General features: G+C 45.7%; 15 protein-coding genes. 11 read left to right on the top strand and 4 right to left on the bottom strand.

The features are described from left to right. The first annotated feature begins 37 nt into the window (after positions 1–37). On the top strand, positions 38–2,080 hold the full coding sequence (prlC, locus tag L3V35_RS20060; protein WP_237300537.1) for an oligopeptidase A: 2,043 nt from the start codon (positions 38–40) through the stop codon (positions 2,078–2,080). A 95-nt stretch (positions 2,081–2,175) separates the two neighbouring features. On the opposite strand, the gene asnC is transcribed toward prlC, so the two are convergent. Then, positions 2,176–2,640 carry a transcriptional regulator AsnC gene (asnC, locus tag L3V35_RS20055; protein ID WP_004735550.1) on the bottom strand — a complete coding sequence of 155 codons (465 nt, stop codon included), beginning with the start codon at positions 2,638–2,640 and terminating at the stop codon, positions 2,176–2,178. A 126-nt stretch (positions 2,641–2,766) separates the two neighbouring features. Here asnC and L3V35_RS20050 point away from each other — a divergent pair, with 126 nt between their 5' ends. The 3 genes from L3V35_RS20050 to L3V35_RS20040 all read left to right on the top strand — a co-directional run bounded on the left by L3V35_RS20050 (position 2,767) and on the right by L3V35_RS20040 (position 7,498). Then, positions 2,767–5,889: an EAL domain-containing protein gene (locus L3V35_RS20050; RefSeq protein WP_237300544.1), complete on the top strand. Its 3,123-nt coding sequence runs from the start codon at positions 2,767–2,769 to the stop codon at positions 5,887–5,889. A gap of 112 nt (positions 5,890–6,001) precedes the next feature. Further along, the gene (locus tag L3V35_RS20045; protein WP_054548009.1) at positions 6,002–6,781 is read left to right on the top strand and encodes a class I SAM-dependent methyltransferase; all 780 of its coding nucleotides are present in this window, start codon (positions 6,002–6,004) and stop codon (positions 6,779–6,781) included. A 141-nt stretch (positions 6,782–6,922) separates the two neighbouring features. Next, positions 6,923–7,498: a hypothetical protein gene (locus tag L3V35_RS20040; RefSeq protein ID WP_054548008.1), complete on the top strand. Its 576-nt coding sequence runs from the start codon at positions 6,923–6,925 to the stop codon at positions 7,496–7,498. Between the two features lie 147 nt (positions 7,499–7,645). Here L3V35_RS20040 and L3V35_RS20035 read toward each other — a convergent pair whose 3' ends face one another. After that, positions 7,646–8,524, bottom strand: coding sequence for a carboxylate/amino acid/amine transporter (locus L3V35_RS20035; RefSeq protein ID WP_054548007.1), 879 nt, complete (start codon positions 8,522–8,524; stop codon positions 7,646–7,648). Between the two features lie 52 nt (positions 8,525–8,576). Next, positions 8,577–9,011: a universal stress protein UspA gene (uspA, locus tag L3V35_RS20030; protein WP_004735555.1), complete on the bottom strand. Its 435-nt coding sequence runs from the start codon at positions 9,009–9,011 to the stop codon at positions 8,577–8,579. Between the two features lie 189 nt (positions 9,012–9,200). Between uspA and ftnA the strand changes: the two genes are divergently transcribed. From ftnA to L3V35_RS20015, 3 genes are all read left to right on the top strand, one after another. Then, entirely contained in the window at positions 9,201–9,728 is a 528-nt protein-coding gene (ftnA, locus tag L3V35_RS20025) for a non-heme ferritin (RefSeq protein ID WP_004735556.1), read from the top strand. A gap of 68 nt (positions 9,729–9,796) precedes the next feature. Further along, positions 9,797–10,120: a universal stress protein UspB gene (gene uspB / locus L3V35_RS20020; protein ID WP_004735557.1), complete on the top strand. Its 324-nt coding sequence runs from the start codon at positions 9,797–9,799 to the stop codon at positions 10,118–10,120. Positions 10,121–10,370: 250 nt separating this feature from the next. Next, positions 10,371–11,564 (top strand): NAD(P)/FAD-dependent oxidoreductase, encoded by a 1,194-nt coding sequence (locus L3V35_RS20015; protein WP_054548006.1) that lies wholly within the window; start codon positions 10,371–10,373, stop codon positions 11,562–11,564. Between the two features lie 160 nt (positions 11,565–11,724). Here L3V35_RS20015 and L3V35_RS20010 read toward each other — a convergent pair whose 3' ends face one another. Further along, positions 11,725–12,618 carry a DMT family transporter gene (locus tag L3V35_RS20010; RefSeq protein WP_054548005.1) on the bottom strand — a complete coding sequence of 298 codons (894 nt, stop codon included), beginning with the start codon at positions 12,616–12,618 and terminating at the stop codon, positions 11,725–11,727. Between the two features lie 138 nt (positions 12,619–12,756). Here L3V35_RS20010 and rmuC point away from each other — a divergent pair, with 138 nt between their 5' ends. The 4 genes from rmuC to ubiB all read left to right on the top strand — a co-directional run bounded on the left by rmuC (position 12,757) and on the right by ubiB (position 17,468). Then, positions 12,757–14,289 carry a DNA recombination protein RmuC gene (gene rmuC / locus L3V35_RS20005; protein ID WP_237300536.1) on the top strand — a complete coding sequence of 511 codons (1,533 nt, stop codon included), beginning with the start codon at positions 12,757–12,759 and terminating at the stop codon, positions 14,287–14,289. Positions 14,290–14,354: 65 nt separating this feature from the next. After that, positions 14,355–15,134, top strand: a complete 780-nt coding sequence (ubiE, locus tag L3V35_RS20000; RefSeq protein ID WP_026012235.1) for a bifunctional demethylmenaquinone methyltransferase/2-methoxy-6-polyprenyl-1,4-benzoquinol methylase UbiE — start codon at positions 14,355–14,357, stop codon at positions 15,132–15,134. Between the two features lie 97 nt (positions 15,135–15,231). Beyond that, positions 15,232–15,837, top strand: coding sequence for an SCP2 domain-containing protein (locus L3V35_RS19995; RefSeq protein WP_102332587.1), 606 nt, complete (start codon positions 15,232–15,234; stop codon positions 15,835–15,837). Further along, positions 15,834–17,468, top strand: a complete 1,635-nt coding sequence (gene ubiB / locus L3V35_RS19990) for a ubiquinone biosynthesis regulatory protein kinase UbiB (protein WP_017079346.1) — start codon at positions 15,834–15,836, stop codon at positions 17,466–17,468. Before L3V35_RS19995 ends, ubiB begins: the two co-directional genes overlap by 4 nt. Positions 17,469–17,509 lie beyond the last annotated feature (41 nt).

Below are 17,509 nucleotides of genomic sequence, written 5' to 3'. Positions count from 1 at the left end.
AAAAGACGAAAGTCTCTAAAGCCAAAGGAATGTTTATATGTCTAATCCGCTATTAACCTTCACGGACTTACCTCCGTTTTCACAAATCAAACCTGAGCACGTTAAGCCAGCGGTTGAGCAAGTGATTGAAGAGTGTCGCAACAAGATAGAACAAGTACTTGAAGGTAATATTTCACCAAGCTGGGACAACCTCGTTGCTCCAATTGAAGAAGTGGATGATCGTTTGGGCCGCATTTGGTCACCAGTAAGCCATATGAATTCTGTGATGAACAGCGATGAGCTGCGTGACGCTTATGAGAGCTGTCTGCCTGTGCTTTCTGAGTACGGCACTTGGGTTGGTCAGCACAAAGGTTTGTTCGAAGCGTATAAAGCGATCAAGACGAGCGAAGCATTCTCTGCATTGAACCAAGCTCAACAGAAAACCATTACCGACGCACTGCGTGACTTTGAGTTGTCGGGTATTGGCTTACCTGCAGATGAGCAGCACCGTTACGGCGAGATCAGCAAGCGCCAATCTGAGCTGGGTTCTCAATTCTCAAACAACGTGCTTGATGCAACCATGGGTTGGAGCAAGCAGATCACCGATGTAGCTGAACTGGCCGGTATGCCTGAATCAGCACTGGCGGCAGCACAAGCCGCGGCGGAAGCTAAAGAGCAGGAAGGTTACCTACTGACTCTAGATATCCCATCATACCTACCGGTGATGACCTACTGTGATAACCAAGAACTACGTAAAGAGCTGTACGAAGCTTACGTAACGCGTGCTTCAGATCGCGGTCCAAATGCTGGCAAGTGGGACAACACTGAGATCATCACAGAGCAACTTAAGCTGCGCCACGAGATCGCACGCATGCTTGGCTTTAGCACTTACAGCGAAAAATCTTTGTCGACCAAGATGGCAGAAACGCCAGACCAAGTGCTTGGCTTCCTAAATGACCTAGCAGTAAAAGCCAAACCACAAGGTGAGCGTGAAGTAGAAGAGCTACGTCAGTTTGCAGAGAAAGAGTTTGGCGTGTCTGAGCTAAACCTGTGGGACATCGCTTATTACAGCGAAAAGCAAAAACAGGACCTGTTCGATATCTCTGATGAAGAGCTTCGTCCATATTTCCCTGAATCAAATGTGGTTTCAGGTTTGTTTGAGGTGTTGAACCGCGTATTTGGTATGTCGGTGACAGAGCGTGAAGGCGTGGATACTTGGCATGAGTCGGTTCGCTTCTTTGACATCTTTGATGCGACTGGAACATTGCGCGGGAGCTTCTACCTAGACCTATACGCACGTGAACACAAACGTGGCGGCGCATGGATGGATGACTGTCGCGGTCGTCGCATGACTGAATCTGGCGAACTACAAACGCCGGTGGCTTACCTAACGTGTAACTTCAATAAGCCAGTCGGTGATAAGCCTGCGCTATTTACTCACGATGAAGTGGTGACGTTATTCCACGAATTCGGCCACGGTATCCACCATATGTTAACGCAAGTTGATGCGGGTGCGGTTTCTGGTATCAATGGCGTGCCTTGGGACGCGGTTGAGCTACCAAGTCAGTTCCTCGAAAACTGGTGTTGGGAAGAGGAGGCGCTGTCGTTTATCTCTGGTCACTTCGAAACCGGTGAAGCGTTACCGAAAGAGATGCTAGAAAAGATGCTAGCAGCGAAGAACTTCCAATCTGCGATGTTTATCCTACGTCAGCTAGAGCTTGGCTTGTTCGATTTCACGCTACACACAGAATACGATCCAGAAGTCGGTGCTTGCGTACTAGAAACACTAGCGGATGTGAAGTCTAAGGTATCGGTACTGCCAAGTCTTGATTGGAACCGTTTCTCGCACAGCTTTGGTCACATCTTTGCTGGTGGCTACAGTGCAGGCTATTACAGCTACCTGTGGGCAGAAGTATTGTCTGCAGATGCGTTCTCTGCATTTGAAGAAGAAGGTATCTTCAATACTGAAACGGGTAATCGCTTCCTGAACAACATCCTTGAGATGGGTGGCAGTGAAGAGCCAATGGAGCTGTTCAAACGCTTCCGTGGTCGTGAGCCACAAATCGACGCGATGCTACGTCATGCTGGTATTCTAGCTTAGATTCGAGACGACATAAGCTAGATAGATTAAAGGCTGAACATTGCGTTCAGCCTTTTCTTTTTGGGACACCCCAAAGAATCTAGTTCGTATGTGAGCTAGGGATTCACATTGCGATTGATAGGGTTTTGCAATGAAATCAATGTCTCTGTCGACTGAACCTCGTCAATCGCCTGCAATTTATCAATCAGTACGAACTGCAGCTCTTCGATCGACTTACACATCAGCTTTACAAAAATATTGTAAGCACCGGTGGTGTAGTACGCCTCGACCACTTCATCTAAAGCATTGAGTTTGGCAATGGCCGAGTGGTAGTCGCGGGCTGCGTTAAGGTTAATACCAATAAAACAGCACACGTCGTAGCCTAGCTTTTTGGTGTTTACCACAACTTCTGTTCGCTCAATAATGTCTGCTGATCTCATCTTTTCGATGCGAACGTGAATCGTCGCAGGGCTGACATCGAACTGCTTTGCCATTTCAGCATAAGGAGTACGTGCATCTTCCATCAAAGTTTTTAGAATGGCACGGTCTAGATCATCTAGACGAGCTGTAGTTGTGGACATGCATAATCCTTAGATTGAATGAAAAACATACCGGCTTGAGTACACATCATAGCCAAGGGTGATAATATTAGCAGTAACTATAGGGTTAGGGTGAATTCAGTGCGATTTTCGTTATTTTTTATTGTGATGTGTTGGAGTGTTTTTGCTTCAGCTCAGGCAAAAGATGTGTTGGTTATTCACTCTTATCATCAAGGTTTTTTTTGGACGGACAGTTTCCAAAAAGGGTTGGCAGAAGAGCTGGATCGAACCCGCTTGTCTTATCGAGTCGTATATCTCGATAGTAAACGCACACAAAATTCTGAATATTTGGAGCGCGTGTATCAACTCTATAGAACTAAATTGATGCACGAAGACTTTGCAGCCGTTGTCGTGAGTGATAACAACGCTTTAAACCTAATGAAGCGATTGGCTCCGCAATTAAAGGGTACGCCAGTGATTTTTGGGGGAATTAACAACTTTTCACCAGACATGATTGAAGGATTGAATGCGACAGGCGTAACCGAAGACACCGATATGGCGAGCAACATCGAACTGATTAAGCGCCTTCAAACGTCGGTAAAAAGAATTCATGTGGTAACCGATCACTCGGTCACTGGCGAGGCTGTTCGTAACCAGATTGATGCCTTCCTTGAAAACAACCCTGAGATGTCAGGTGTTGTGAAGCATTACACGCCAGACACTTACCAAGAATTGATTGCATTCACTCAAAAGGCAAAGCCGGGTAATTGCCTGTTGTTCTGGGTTTATTTTCGAGATATTAACGGCCGTGTGACTAGCAATGAAGACTGGCGTGAATTAAACAAAAAAAGCCAAATACCTATCTATATGGTTAACGATTTAGGCTTGGGGCATGGCGCTATTGGCGGTGTGATTCAAGGAGGGATGATTCAAGGTCGAGAGGCTGGAAGCATACTTTTAGAAGTACTTGATAACCCATCAGCGCCATTGCGCACCGTGGTTCCCGGTGCTGCTGAAATTAAACTCGACTATCAACAAATCTCTCGCTGGAACCTAGGCGCAGAAAATGAAGCATCAGTGACTTTCTTAAACAAACCCAAGCCATTTTGGGTTCGTTATCTCGATGAAATTCGTACGATCGGCTTGCTTTTCTTAAGCATGTTATGTGTGATCGTCACCTTGATGTACTACCTTAATCGCCTTCAAAAAAGTGAACGTACAAGCCGTCAGAGCCAACTACTTCTTGAGTCGATATTCGATCAAAGCCTGCAATTTATGGGAATTATTGATAAGGGCGGAGTGTTAGTGTCGAGCAACAGCAAGTTGCATGAACTTTTGTATAACCAAGGCTATAAATTGGGAACATCTCTTCAACATCACCAACACTGGGAAGACTCGGCTAGGCAGGTGTTGAAGGAGTATTTCATCTCTCGAGAGGAACATCAGGTTTTACGATTTGAAGCGGAAGTGTGGTGTCGTGATCGTGGTGCGATGGTGTTAGATATCTCTTTAAAGCCTATGCCGGGCAGTGAAGAGGATGATGTTCAGTTCTTATTTGAAGCTCGTGATGTTACCTCGGGTAAGCTCGCGGAGAATAAGTTGTTCCAGCGTGAAGCCAATCTCAAGCTGTATTACGACAAACAACCCGTGATGATGATTACGCTTGATGGCAATAATCGCATTCAACAAGTGAACCAGTTTGCTGAGCAGTTACTAGGCTACCCGCTAGAACAGCTACTGGGTCATCGTCCTAGAGAGTTCTATGTCGATGAAAACTCAATGATCCCGCGTCATATCTTATTGCAACCACAACATAAGATTCGTGGCGTATGGCGTCGTGATATTGAATATCGCCATGCTAATGGCAGCACCATCTGGATTCGTGAAAATATTCGCCCGCTGGTTGAGTCTGATCAGCTGTTGATTGTTGGAGAAGACATTACCGAAACTCGTGAGTTGTCTGAAAAGCTAGAATATCAAGCTCGTTATGACTTGCTGACGGACACGTTTAACCGTAACCACTTTGAGCAAGAGCTGCAAAAGGCGCTCAAAGAGGTTGAGAGCCACATGCGAACTCACGCGATGTTGTTCTTGGATTTAGACCAACTTAAGGTCTTGAACGATACGGCGGGGCATGAAGCGGGAGATGCCGCAATCATGTTTAGTGCTAAGCTGCTGGAAGAGGTTCTGCCATACAATGCCGTGTTAGCGCGAATGGGTGGTGACGAATTTGCAGTATTAATGAAAGACTGTACTGAGCGAGATGCGGTGAATGTGTGTCGCAGTATTATCTCGACGATGAGCGAGAACCCATTCTTGTGGGGTGATATTCGCCTTAATCTTACCAGCTCTATTGGTATCCGATTAATTGACCATACTGCAGCCTCACCACAGATGGTACATGCTCAGGCCGATGCTGCTTGTCATGCTGCTAAAGAGGAAGGGCGTAACCGTTACAACCTTTACCATCAAGATGATGAAGACCTGCGTCGTCGTCACCTAGAGATGGAATGCGTGAATCTAGTGCATGAGGCTTTGGCTAACGATCGCTTAGAGTTGTTTGCTCAGCGCATTCTTGGTTTAGACAAAGACAGCGAGAAAATGCACTTTGAAATCTTGGTTCGCATCAAGAATATCCACGGTGAATACATCTCTCCGGGGATTTTCATGCCAGCCTCAGAGCGCTATAACATAGCGCACTTGATTGACCGCCGAGTCGTGAGCCAAACGCTCGCTTGGTTGGAACATCGACCAAAGGTGATAGATGAACTTGGAATGTGCTCTATCAATTTGTCTGGTCACTCGATGGGTAATCGAGAGTTTGTAGAGTTCTTGATTGAAAGCTTGGCTAACTCGTCAGTGCCTTGCCATAAGATTTGTTTAGAGATCACCGAAACGGCTGCGATGAGTAACATGAAGCAGGCGATCAAGTTCTTTACTCGAATCAAAGAGCTTGGCTGTATGATTGCACTGGATGACTTTGGCTCTGGATTATCGTCGTTTGGCTACCTGAAGAAACTGCCGGTCGACATTGTGAAGATCGATGGCTTGTTTGTGCGTGATATTGATGTCAACGAGATGGACCATGTGATGGTTCGCTCGATCAATGATCTCGCCAAGCAGATGGGCAAGCACACCGTGGCTGAGTTCGTTGAAAATACCCAGATCATCGATAAGCTGATCGAACTGGGTGTGAACTACGCGCAGGGCTACATCATAGGCCGACCTAAGCCACTCGCGGAGCTCGTTGAAGAGTTAAGACAAGAACGAGAGACAGAGCCATTGGTTTAGGTAAGCCGACTTTAGCCGGGAATACTTTTCACCGCTAATATGTATTGTTGAGGCAATCAGGTAAACTGGTTGCCTCTTTTGTTTTGAATACTACTGTCTGTTGGAGACGACCTTGCAACTACAACTGATTTGCGAAGATGCTACCCAAATCGATCATTTAAATGACTTAGCGACCCGTTGGAATTTATCTCATGATGAAAACAGCGATTTTGCTTTGGTACTGACTTGCGAGCGACTTGAGCTACGTAAAGTCGATGAGCCTAAGCTTGGCGCTATTTTTGTTGATTTAGTGGGAGGCGCAGTCGGTCACAGACGTAAGTTTGGTGGTGGTAAAGGTCAGGCAATTGCTAAGGCAGCAGGTCTAAACAAAGGCGCGACACCGACTATCTTAGATGGCACCGCTGGTTTAGGACGTGATGCGTTTGTGCTGGCTTCGTTGGGCTGTAAAGTACAGATGGTAGAGCGACATCCAGTTGTGGCTGCATTATTGGATGACGGCCTGCAGAGAGCACAAAAAGACCCAGACATCGGTGGTTGGGTGAGTGAGCGAATGAAGTTGATTCATGCTTCTAGCCATGATGCCCTAAATAAGCTGAGTAACGATCCTGACTTTGAACAGCCAGATGTGGTGTATCTCGACCCGATGTACCCGCACCCAGAGAACAAAAAGAAATCGGCTTTGGTTAAGAAAGAGATGCGTGTATTCCAATCTTTGGTTGGCGCCGATCTGGATGCCGATGGCTTATTTGAGCCTGCGATGAAGCTCGCATCAAAGCGTGTTGTGGTCAAAAGACCGGATTACGCAGCATGGTTAGACGAGCAAAAACCGAGCATGGCAATCGAAACTAAAAAGAACCGTTTTGATGTCTATGTGAAAGCATCAATGACCTAGTTAAGACATCAATAACTTAGAGACGCGCTAAGAAAGTTTCCCGTCATAAATACGATAAATTGCCATTAAACACTTGCGATAGTCGCGTTACGGATGTATATCTAACTAAGAATCATTATTATTCTTAGCTGGAGTTGTAGCATGGCTAAACGCTTTTGTAAGTTAAACCGTCGAGATATCACCGAACACTTGGGAGAAATCCACAGTTTGGTGACTGAACCAAAGTTCGTGTGCCGCTCTTGTGCGCGCTCATCGTCGGATCAAGCGAATCTATGCAAACCAACAGCCATCCCACCGATTGATTGTCAGAATAAACCCGCTGAAGAAAAAGTCGCGTGTGGTCTACTTGCTGAAACATTGCCAACTCCAGAAGTCTCTCTTATCGAAGTCATGGACAGTGCTGAGCCAGTTGTACAAATCTTTGACCCTGCGGTTGTAGCAACAGCGGATAAAGTCGCGTTGAAGAAAGCCAAGCTGAAAAAATTGATGGCGAAGGCGAGCGGCGATGAGAAAGCTGAACTCAAACAAGCGAAGAAAGCGGCCAAGAAACAAGAGAAGTACAACAAAAAGCTAGCGAAGATGATTAAGAAACAGCAAAAGCTGTTTAAGAAAAGCCAAAAACTGGAAAGTGACCTTGAACGCATCAACTTACAACTTGATGACGTTGCCTTCACTGAAAGCAAGACTCAGGTGGTGAGCCACAATCACATCCACTGAAGTTAATTCGAAGAGCTTATTGCTACACAGATGATTTAAAAAGAGCGACCTACGGTCGCTCTTTTGCTTTCTGGGTATTATTTTAAATAAGAATCTTGCTAGTCAAACAAAGCTTATTAGTTAAATACAGCTTGTTAGCTTAACGCGCTAGGCATTGCTAGCATCTCTCGCAACACGCTTCTTTACCCACGTCTCATTGACGAACAAAGAGAACAAGATAACGGCACCACCAATAGACAATCGAACCAAATCGACATCTCTGTTCCAAATCAGGATGTTCACCACAAGGCCTGCTGGAACTAAGACATTGTTCATCACAGCCAGTGCGCCAGCATTGACCAGGCACGCGCCTTTGTTCCACATAAAGTAACCCAGTCCCGAAGCAATCAAGCCAAGGTAGATCAGGATTCCCCATTGAAGAGTGGTGGTTGGCAGCTTCTCTGGATTGCCCAGTAGCATGAAAGCAACGGAAGCGACGCATAACGCCCCTAAGTAGAAGTAACCAAATACGGTTCGCTGAGGTAATTCAGTCGCTTCTTTTTCCATTACCACCTTGTAGCCGACCTGACCGATAGCAAAGCACAGGTTCGCCCCTTGCACGACAAGGAAGCCGATTAAAAAGTTTTCGTTGATGCCCGCGAATTTAATAAATACCGCGCCCAATACCGCAATTGCCGCAGTTACTAAGTACCACGGAGAGAATTGCCCTTTGAGGAAATCATAAATAAGCGTGACGTAAATTGGGGTAAAAACGGTAAACAAAAGGACTTCAGGAACGGATAGCAGCAAGAAAGACTGATAGTAGAAGCAGTACATTAAGCCAAGCTGGATGCCACCAATGGCCATCAATTTGGCGATCAGCTTACGCGAGACGCCACGGAACTTAAGGAAAGGAATAAACACGATACCTGCAAGGGCAACACGCATCAGTACAGAGAACCAAGCATCAACCTGACCAGCAAGGTAAACGCCGATCAGGCTAAAGGAGAAGGCCCATAGGAGGGTAACACCAGCTAAATAGCTCATAGTAAAACTTCGTTAATAAGATATGAGCTGTATGTTACCTAACCTTAATTCATTAGTCTTCTGAATCTCTTAGAGGCACGACCAGCATATCAACCGGAGAGGCGTTGATCAGTTGTCGTGTTGAAGAAAGCAGCTTGCTCCAGAAGTCTTGATGGTGACCACAAACCACTAAATCAACATTAAACTCGTTGATGGTGTCACACAGCTCATGACTCAAATCGCCACTGCCCACTAAGGTATGGGTGATTGGGTATTGAGCATGCTCAGCAAAATTTTGCAGCTGAACTCGAGATGCTTCCATCGCGTTATGTTGGGTTTCTGCCATGTTGATATCAATCAGGCCGGTATACAGCTCTGCGTAGTTAATATCGATATGGATAAAAGAGACTTTGGCTTCCAATGGCTTAGCCAATGCTACCGCTTTATCCACAATTAATTTGCTGTCTTCTGATAAATCGACCGCGACCAAAATATGTTTGTAACTCATATCGCTACCTCCTTTATTCATTGTCTGATTTAAGATTAGCACTATGCGATGGCTTTTTTTGCTGAAGTGATCTCATATCCACTGTCTTGCGTAATGACAGCTCGAAATATTGGTTAACTAATGGCCTGCGAGATATTCATTAAATAGTGATATAGTAGAGAAAATTGAGGATGTAATTAGGAGTCTTAAATGCTGTCAAAAACTATGGTTGAGCAACTGAATGATCAAATTAACCTAGAATTTTTCTCATCCAATCTATACTTACAAATGAGTGCTTGGTGTGAAGACAAAGGATTTGAAGGTGCAGCAGAGTTTCTGCGTGTTCATGCGGTAGAAGAAATGGAACATATGCAGCGTCTTTTCACTTACGTAAGTGAAACAGGTGCAATGCCAATTCTTGGTGCGATTGAAGCGCCAAAACATGAATTTGATAGCCTTGGTGCAGTGTTCCGTGAAACTTACGAACATGAGCAAATGATTACTCAAAAGATCAACAAACTGGCTCACGTTGCTTTCAGCACACAAGATTACTCAACCTTTAACTTCCTGCAATGGTACGTTGCAGAGCAACACGAAGAAGAGAAGTTGTTTAAAGGTGTATTGGATAAGCTAGAGCTTGTTGGTGAAGACGGTAAAGCACTGTTCTTTATTGATAAAGACCTAGCGCAATTGGCAAAAGATGGTTCATCTTCAATTATGGAAGCTCCTGCCGTTTAGGTAGTACGGGAAAGACATTGATTATCTTTTTCTTTTGAGTTTTCTTATGAAGATGTAGGGAGGAAAGGATGATCAGCGGCGACACTATTCTATTTGCACTAATGGTTGTGACTTGCGTGAACTGGGCGCGATATTTTACTGCGCTAAGAACACTCATTTATATAATGCGAGAAGCACATCCTCTACTTTATCAACAAGTAGACGGAGGTGGATTCTTCACAACTCATGGCAACATGACCAAACAGGTTCGCTTGTTTAGTTACATCAAAAGCAAAGAGTATCACCATCATCACGACGAAGTGTTTATGTCGAAGTGTGATCGCGTAAGACAGTTGTTTATACTTTCTTCCGCTCTGCTGGGTGTAACGTTGCTTTCTTCTTTCATCGTCTAAGTTATTTAGTACGTGTGAAGTAGAGTTTAGGTTTTGGTGTAAAGCTTCGGTTGTTGGCTCGCTAAGCCAAGTAGTGGTTTTGCTGCTGTCTGCAAATTGTACAATTGAACATCAATTGCAAAGTTTAAAATTGCCGCTAGAATAGCGAGCAATTAGTAAGGATGTGCTGTTTATGCACATCCTTTTTTATTGATGGCATTTCGAGAACAGGGCGTACTCGAGGTGCAAAAGTGAAGAAAGCAGAACCCCAATGAGTGAAAAGTTTGATGTAATCGTAATTGGTGCGGGCGCCGCGGGCTTAATGTGTGCTGCGGAAGCGGGTAAACGTGGCCGACGAGTGCTGGTGGTTGATCATGCAAAGAAACCAGGCAGAAAAATTTTAATCTCAGGTGGCGGCCGTTGTAACTTCACTAACTATGATGTTTCAGCCAACAACTTCCTATGTAACAACCCTCACTTCGTGAAGTCAGCTTTATCTCAATACACCAACTGGGATTTTATCTCGATGGTGAGCAAGTACGGTATTGAGTTCGAAGAGCGAGACCACGGCCAATTGTTCTGTGTGAATGACCACACTGCAAAAGACATCGTGAGCATGTTGCTTGAAGAGTGTAAGCAGGCGAAAGTTGAACAGCGCTACCGTTGTGATGTTCACTCCATCGAAAAAACAGACGCTGGCTTCAAGATGCACCTTAATACCGACGAAGTTGAGTGTGACTCACTTGTCGTGGCGACGGGCGGTTTATCGATGCCGAAACTAGGCGCGACGCCATTTGGCTATAAGATTGCCGAGCAGTTTGGTTTGTCTGTGATGCCGACTACAGCAGGTTTGGTGCCATTTACTCTGCATAAAGAAGACAAAGAAGCCTTTGCTGAGCTTTCAGGAATCGCGATTCCTGCCGAGATCACCGCGCAAGACGGTACCTTATTCAAAGAAGCGTTGCTGTTTACTCATCGCGGCTTATCTGGCCCTTCGGTATTGCAAATTTCTTCTTTCTGGAAAGCGGGTCAATCGGTTTCGATTAATCTAGTACCAGAAGTGGACGTTGCTGAACTACTTGAAAACTCTCGTGAGAAACACCCAAATCAGAGCCTGAAAAACACCTTGGCGAAAGCATTACCAAAGCGTTTTGTGGAAGTGTTGATTGATCGTAAAGAGCTGGAAGACAAGCCGCTCAAGCAGTTCAATGAAAAACAGCTGAATGACATTGTAGAGCATTTAGAGAACTGGAAAATTGCGCCAAACGGCACGGAAGGTTACCGAACGGCCGAAGTGACTCTAGGCGGTGTGGACACCAATCACCTATCTTCAAAAACCATGGAATGTAAGACGGTCTCTGGCCTCTACTTCATCGGTGAAGTAATGGACGTAACAGGTTGGTTAGGTGGCTACAACTTCCAATGGTGCTGGAGCTCTGGCTTTGCAGCAGGCCAGTGGGTTTAAGCTTTGAGCTTATCCATTAGATTTTAAATGACATAAAAATGGCGAGTCATATGACTCGCCATTTTTGTATCTATAAGCGGTAATCTAGCTCTAGATTCGAATTTATCGATAGCTTTTCGTGCTCAATCGAGTCTTTTGGCTCATTTACTCATTTACTCAGTCACGCAGGTTTGTTTTTTGAAAACTTGACCTGTTGAATCACCAAGCCGGCAATGATCAGTACCAAGCCAAACAGTGTCGCTGGGTGAATCTCTTCACCAATGATGGTTGAAAGTAGCATTAGCGAAATAAACGGTGAGGCAAAAATCAGATTGCTGATACGCGCTGTGTTGTTGGTCAGCTTCAGTGCTGATAGCCATAAGACAAAGGTAATGCCCATCTCAAACAGGCCTACGTAAGTCACAGCTATCCAACCTTTTGCTGTGATTTGGCTAAAGCTCTCGCCTTCGTAAAGGGTTAAACCGATCGCGAAGGGCAATGCCACTAAGAAACCAAGCAATACGCCAATCACAGGGTCAGCCTTGTTTTTGGTGTTTAGAATCCAGTATCCCGCCCAAAGCAAGGTTGAAAGTAACGCCAGAGCCACACCGAGTGGACTATCGAACTGCATTCCTAGCACATCGCCTTTGGTGGCAATAACCACCACACCCGCATAACTGAAGGTACAAGCAATCCAATCTTGCTTACGAATCTTTTGCCCCAGAAAAACCGCCGCCATCAAGGTTAGCGTAATTGCCCAACTGTAGTTGATGGCCTGAGCTTGAGATGCTGGCAATAGGTCGTATGCTTTGAATAGAATCAGGTAGTAGGCCAGTGGATTGACCAGGCCGAGCAGTAGGTAATACCAAGGGTTTGAAAGAAACGTAGTGCTCAGCTGAGAAAGCTTGCCTTGAAAGGCGCAGATGGCGATCAGTGCCATTGATGACACTATGCTGGCAATGGTCAGCATTTGAATCGGCGAAAACTCAGCAAGGGTCAGCTTAAAAGCAGTAGCAACTGTTGACCACAGTAATACCGCGGAAAGGCCAAAGCCCAAGGCACGACGTTCGTTCATAGCAACTCATTCTAATTTGATGGGACAGAATACGGAGCGCCTAGTCTATCTGTCGAAATTTAATACGGCAAACTGGACATTTATCCAGTATCAAAATACCATTTAATGAGTTACTTCCAATTAGGCTAAATCATTATCATGCAATGGATTATCGAACATCAAGCACCGCTTATTGCTGCAATTTCTGGCGCGCTCGTCAGTGGCGGTGTGGTGGGTTGGTGGATCAAACAGAAGTTCTCTTTTCAACAGCGACTTCTTGAACAGCAGCTAGAGTCCGACCGTTTGCTGCATGAGTCTCAACAATCCCAGCTCAAATCCTCGCTCGCAGAGGCACAACAAGAGCTCAATGAGTTGGATGATGACCGAGACAAAGCGGCATTCGAGCTCAAGCAAGCGCACGGCAAGGTGATGGCCGCGATGGAAAAGCTGCGCTACTTTGAGGCGGTCAAGCAAGAGCGCCAACAGTATGCCGATGATATCAATGTTCTTAAGGAGCATAAGTCTGAGTTAGAGGCTGAGCTTAGAGAGCAAGAGGCAAGACATGACCAAGAAAACCTCGCCAATAGTGAAAAGCTGCAACTGCTAGAACAAGCAGAATATCGACTTAAGCAGCAGTTTGAACTGTTAGCGAATCAACTGTTTGAGAGCAAAACCGCTAAGGTCGATCAACAAAACAAGCAAAGCTTAGAGGGTTTGTTGTCGCCGCTGAAAGAGCAACTAGAAGGCTTCAAGAAACAAGTGAACGACAGCTTTAGCCAAGAAGCCAAAGAGCGTCATACCTTAGTTCATGAGCTTAAAAACCTGCAACGTCTTAATGAGAGCATGACTCGTGAAGCTGTGAATCTGACTCAAGCTCTAAAGGGTGATAACAAGCAGCAAGGTAATTGGGGAGAGGTGGTACTTGCGCGAGTGCTCGCTGAATCAGGGCTGCGCGAAGGCCATGAATATCAAACTCAGGTGAACCTGCAAAACGATGCGGGCAAGCGTTACCAGCCGGATGTGATTGTGCATTTGCCACAAGACAAGCAAGTGGTGGTGGATTCAAAAATGGCTTTGGTGGCGTTTGAGCGTTACTTCAATGCTGAAACTGATCAACAACGTGATGCTGCACTGCGTGATCACTTGGCTTCATTGCGAGCGCACATCAAAGGCTTGAGCCAGAAGGATTATCATCAGCTCAAAGGCATACAGAGCCTTGATTATGTGTTGATGTTTATTCCGGTAGAACCTGCGTTTCAGGTGGCGATTCAAGCCGACCCTAGCTTGGTCAAAGATGCGATGGAGCAAAACATTATCTTGGTCAGTCCTACGACCCTGCTGGTGGCACTGCGCACCATTGATAACCTGTGGCGTAATGACAGACAGAACCAGAACGCGCAAGTTATCGCTGAACGCGCGAGCAAGCTTTACGACAAATTACGCCTGTTCGTTGATGATATGGAAGGTCTCGGCAGTTCATTAGATAGAGCCAACCAAAGCTACCAAGGAGCAATGAATAAGCTAGTGACTGGGCGTGGCAATGTGATTCGTCAGGCTGAAAGCTTCAAACACCTTGGTGTTGAAGTGAAAAAGTCGATCTCGATTGGGATAGCTGAAATGGCGCAAAATGAGGCTTTTTCAGAAAATGTCTCTTTAGTAGAAAGACAACCTACTGAGGATAAAGTAAACTAATCGGCCGCAGTGCCTCTAAATAGAGAGTGTGCTGTCGATGAGAACTTACCATGGTAGATAACAGCATTATGGACACAAGCGTGCAGACAAATTCAGCAGTAGAGTCAGAAACCACACACTTTGGTTTCGAAACAGTCGCAAAAGACGAAAAAGTCGCGAAAGTAGCAGAGGTATTTCACTCTGTAGCCGCTAAATACGACATCATGAATGACTTAATGTCGGGTGGTGTTCACCGCTTGTGGAAGCGATTCACGATTGATTGCAGTGGCGTTCGCCCGGGTCAACGTATCCTAGATCTTGGTGGTGGTACTGGCGACCTGACTGCGAAATTCTCGCGTATCGTGGGTGAAAAAGGCCACGTGGTTCTTGCTGATATCAACAACTCAATGCTGAATGTTGGCCGCGATAAACTGCGTGATAGCGGTATTGTTGGCAACGTACATTACGTTCAAGCCAATGCTGAAGAGCTGCCTTTCCCAGATAACTACTTCGATTGCATTACCATCAGCTTCTGTCTGCGTAATGTTACCGACAAAGACCAAGCGCTGCGTTCAATGTACCGTGTGCTGAAGCCGGGCGGTCGTCTGTTGGTTCTTGAGTTTTCTAAGCCAGTACTTGAGCCTCTTTCAAAGGTTTACGATGCCTACTCTTTCCACCTGTTGCCAAAAATGGGTGAGCTGATTGCCAACGACGCAGACAGCTATCGTTACCTAGCAGAATCTATCCGCATGCACCCGAACCAAGAAACCTTGGAAGGCATGATGCAAGAAGCGGGTTTTGAAAATACGAAATACTTCAACCTAACGGGCGGCATTGTTGCGCTGCACCGTGGTTACAAGTTCTAGTCGAACTTGGTAGCAGGCTCGTAGGGCGTGCTAAAAATAAGAATAAAGACAGAACGGATAGGTTAAGGCTTATCCGTTTTCAAAGGTAAGGACAGTCATGCCATTTGATCCATTGGTAACCGCGGTTATTGAAACCTCTTTAAATACTTTCGTGAACGATGATCCAGCCTTGGTTCGTCGTTTGTCTCGTTTAAAGGGGCAGATCATTCAAGTTAATTTGAAAGAGTTGAATAAAACACTCACTTTCGTTTTCAGCCAACAGATCGATGTGTTGTCGGAATACGAAGGGCAGCCTGATTGCTACCTATCTTTGAACCTATCGGTACTGCCTGAACTGCGTGAGCAATCGAACATCACCAAGCTGATCAAGCAAGATAAGCTGATCTTAGAGGGTGATATTCAACTGGCTCAGAAATTTGCTCAGCTGATGACAGACTGCAAGCCGGACTTAGAAGAGTGGCTATCGCGCGTAACGGGCGATGTGGTTGCGCATACCGTGGTACAAGGCGTTAAAAACGTCGGTGGTTTTGTGGCGAAGCAAGCCACTAAGCATCAAAACCATGTTGCTCAGATTCTGACAGAAGAGTGGAAGATTGCACCGGCTCCGTTAGAAGTAGTGCATTTTTGCGATCAGGTTGATGACGTAAAAAGCTCGGTAGCTCGCCTTGAAGCTAAGTTGAACGCTCTGTTGGAGAAAGCATGACCCCAACAGAACTGAAACGTCTTTATCATATTATCAAGGTACAGTTAGAGTACGGCCTTGATGAATTGATGCCTGAGCACCATTTGACTAAAGCTCCTTTACTGGCGCGAAAGTCACTGTTTTGGCTTAAGAACAAGCATCAAGATAAAGAGTTGGGTCATCGCTTACGCCTTGCGCTGCAAGAACTTGGGCCAGTGTGGATCAAGTTTGGTCAAATGATGTCGACACGTCGTGATCTGTTCCCTCCTCATATCGCTGATCAATTGGCGTTATTGCAAGACCAAGTCGCTCCATTTGATGGCGCATTGGCCAAGCAAGATATGGAAAAGGCACTGGGCGGCAGTTTAGATAACTGGTTTACCGACTTTGATATCGAGCCATTGGCCTCTGCTTCTATCGCTCAGGTGCATACGGCAAAGCTTAAAGAGAGCGGCCGCGAGATTGTTCTGAAGGTAATTCGCCCTGATATTCGCCCGGTGATTGATGCAGATCTAAAACTGATGCACCGAATGGCGCGTATAGTCGCTAAGTCGCTTCCTGAAGCACGTCGTTTGAAACCGGTTGAGGTCGTTCACGAGTACGAAAAAACGTTAATTGATGAACTGGACCTGCGCCGAGAGGCAGCCAACGCCATTCAGCTGCGACGTAATTTTGAAGGCAGCGAAGAGCTGTATGTCCCAGAGGTTATCCCTGATTTAAGCAGTGAAACCCTGATGGTATCAGAGCGAATCTATGGTATTCAGGTTTCCGATATTGAAACTCTGAACGCCAACGGCACCAACATGAAATTGTTGGCAGAACGTGGTGTGACGGTATTCTTCACTCAAGTATTCCGAGACAGCTTTTTCCATGCCGACATGCACCCGGGTAACGTATTCGTTAATCCAGAAAATCCAGATAACCCTCAGTGGATTGGCTTAGATTGTGGCATTGTCGGCACGCTAAACAGTGAAGATAAGCGCTACTTAGCAGAGAATTTACTGGCTTTCTTTAATCGAGATTATCGTAAAGTTGCAGAGCTACATGTCGATTCAGGTTGGGTGCCACACGACACCAACGTTAACGATTTCGAGTTCGCGATTCGCATGGTGTGTGAGCCAATTTTTGCAAAACCACTTGGCGAGATCTCATTTGGCCATGTGTTGCTAAACTTATTTAATACAGCAAGACGTTTCAACATGGAGGTTCAACCTCAGTTGGTGCTTCTTCAAAAGACCTTGTTGTATGTCGAAGGCCTAGGCCGTCAGTTGTATCCGCAACTTGATTTGTGGGCAACGGCGAAGCCTTTCCTTGAAACCTGGATGATGAATCAGGTGGGGCCGCAAGCTGTGATTAACGCAGTAAAAGAGCGTGCGCCATTCTGGGCAGAAAAACTGCCAGAGCTGCCAGAGCTACTTTATGACAGCTTGCGCCAAGGTAAAGCCATGAACCACAGAATGGATCAGCTTTATCAAGGTTACCGAGATAGTAAGCGTCAGCAAGCAACAGGAAAGTTTTTGTTTGGCGTTGGAGCTACTTTAGTCGTATGCTCCGCAATATTAGTTTCAAGCCCTTATGAGCAGCTATCTATGGGCTGTGGCATCGCAGGTGTCACATTTTGGCTGCTAAGTTGGCGAGCTTACCGTCGTTAGACAGTAGACTCCCTTAATATTTTTTATGTGTAGACAGACCC

This window comes from Vibrio sp. L5-1, from assembly GCF_021728315.1.
In the GTDB taxonomy this organism is placed as follows: domain Bacteria; phylum Pseudomonadota; class Gammaproteobacteria; order Enterobacterales; family Vibrionaceae; genus Vibrio; species Vibrio splendidus_K.
This window is presented reverse-complemented; position numbering and strand designations above follow the sequence as displayed.

Excerpts from the sequence above, each read along its gene's own strand:
- uspA (WP_004735555.1), bottom strand. The coding sequence starts at position 9,011 with ATGAGTTACAAACATATTTTGGTCGCGGTCGATTTATCAGAAGACAGC.
- L3V35_RS20050 (WP_237300544.1), top strand. The coding sequence starts at position 2,767 with ATGTGTTGGAGTGTTTTTGCTTCAGCTCAGGCAAAAGATGTGTTGGTT.
- uspB (WP_004735557.1), top strand. The coding sequence starts at position 9,797 with ATGATCAGCGGCGACACTATTCTATTTGCACTAATGGTTGTGACTTGC.
- L3V35_RS20015 (WP_054548006.1), top strand. The coding sequence starts at position 10,371 with ATGAGTGAAAAGTTTGATGTAATCGTAATTGGTGCGGGCGCCGCGGGC.
- ubiB (WP_017079346.1), top strand. The coding sequence starts at position 15,834 with ATGACCCCAACAGAACTGAAACGTCTTTATCATATTATCAAGGTACAG.
- ftnA (WP_004735556.1), top strand. The coding sequence starts at position 9,201 with ATGCTGTCAAAAACTATGGTTGAGCAACTGAATGATCAAATTAACCTA.
- prlC (WP_237300537.1), top strand. The coding sequence starts at position 38 with ATGTCTAATCCGCTATTAACCTTCACGGACTTACCTCCGTTTTCACAA.
- L3V35_RS19995 (WP_102332587.1), top strand. The coding sequence starts at position 15,232 with ATGCCATTTGATCCATTGGTAACCGCGGTTATTGAAACCTCTTTAAAT.
- L3V35_RS20040 (WP_054548008.1), top strand. The coding sequence starts at position 6,923 with ATGGCTAAACGCTTTTGTAAGTTAAACCGTCGAGATATCACCGAACAC.
- rmuC (WP_237300536.1), top strand. The coding sequence starts at position 12,757 with ATGCAATGGATTATCGAACATCAAGCACCGCTTATTGCTGCAATTTCT.
- L3V35_RS20010 (WP_054548005.1), bottom strand. The coding sequence starts at position 12,618 with ATGAACGAACGTCGTGCCTTGGGCTTTGGCCTTTCCGCGGTATTACTG.
- L3V35_RS20035 (WP_054548007.1), bottom strand. The coding sequence starts at position 8,524 with ATGAGCTATTTAGCTGGTGTTACCCTCCTATGGGCCTTCTCCTTTAGC.
- asnC (WP_004735550.1), bottom strand. The coding sequence starts at position 2,640 with ATGTCCACAACTACAGCTCGTCTAGATGATCTAGACCGTGCCATTCTA.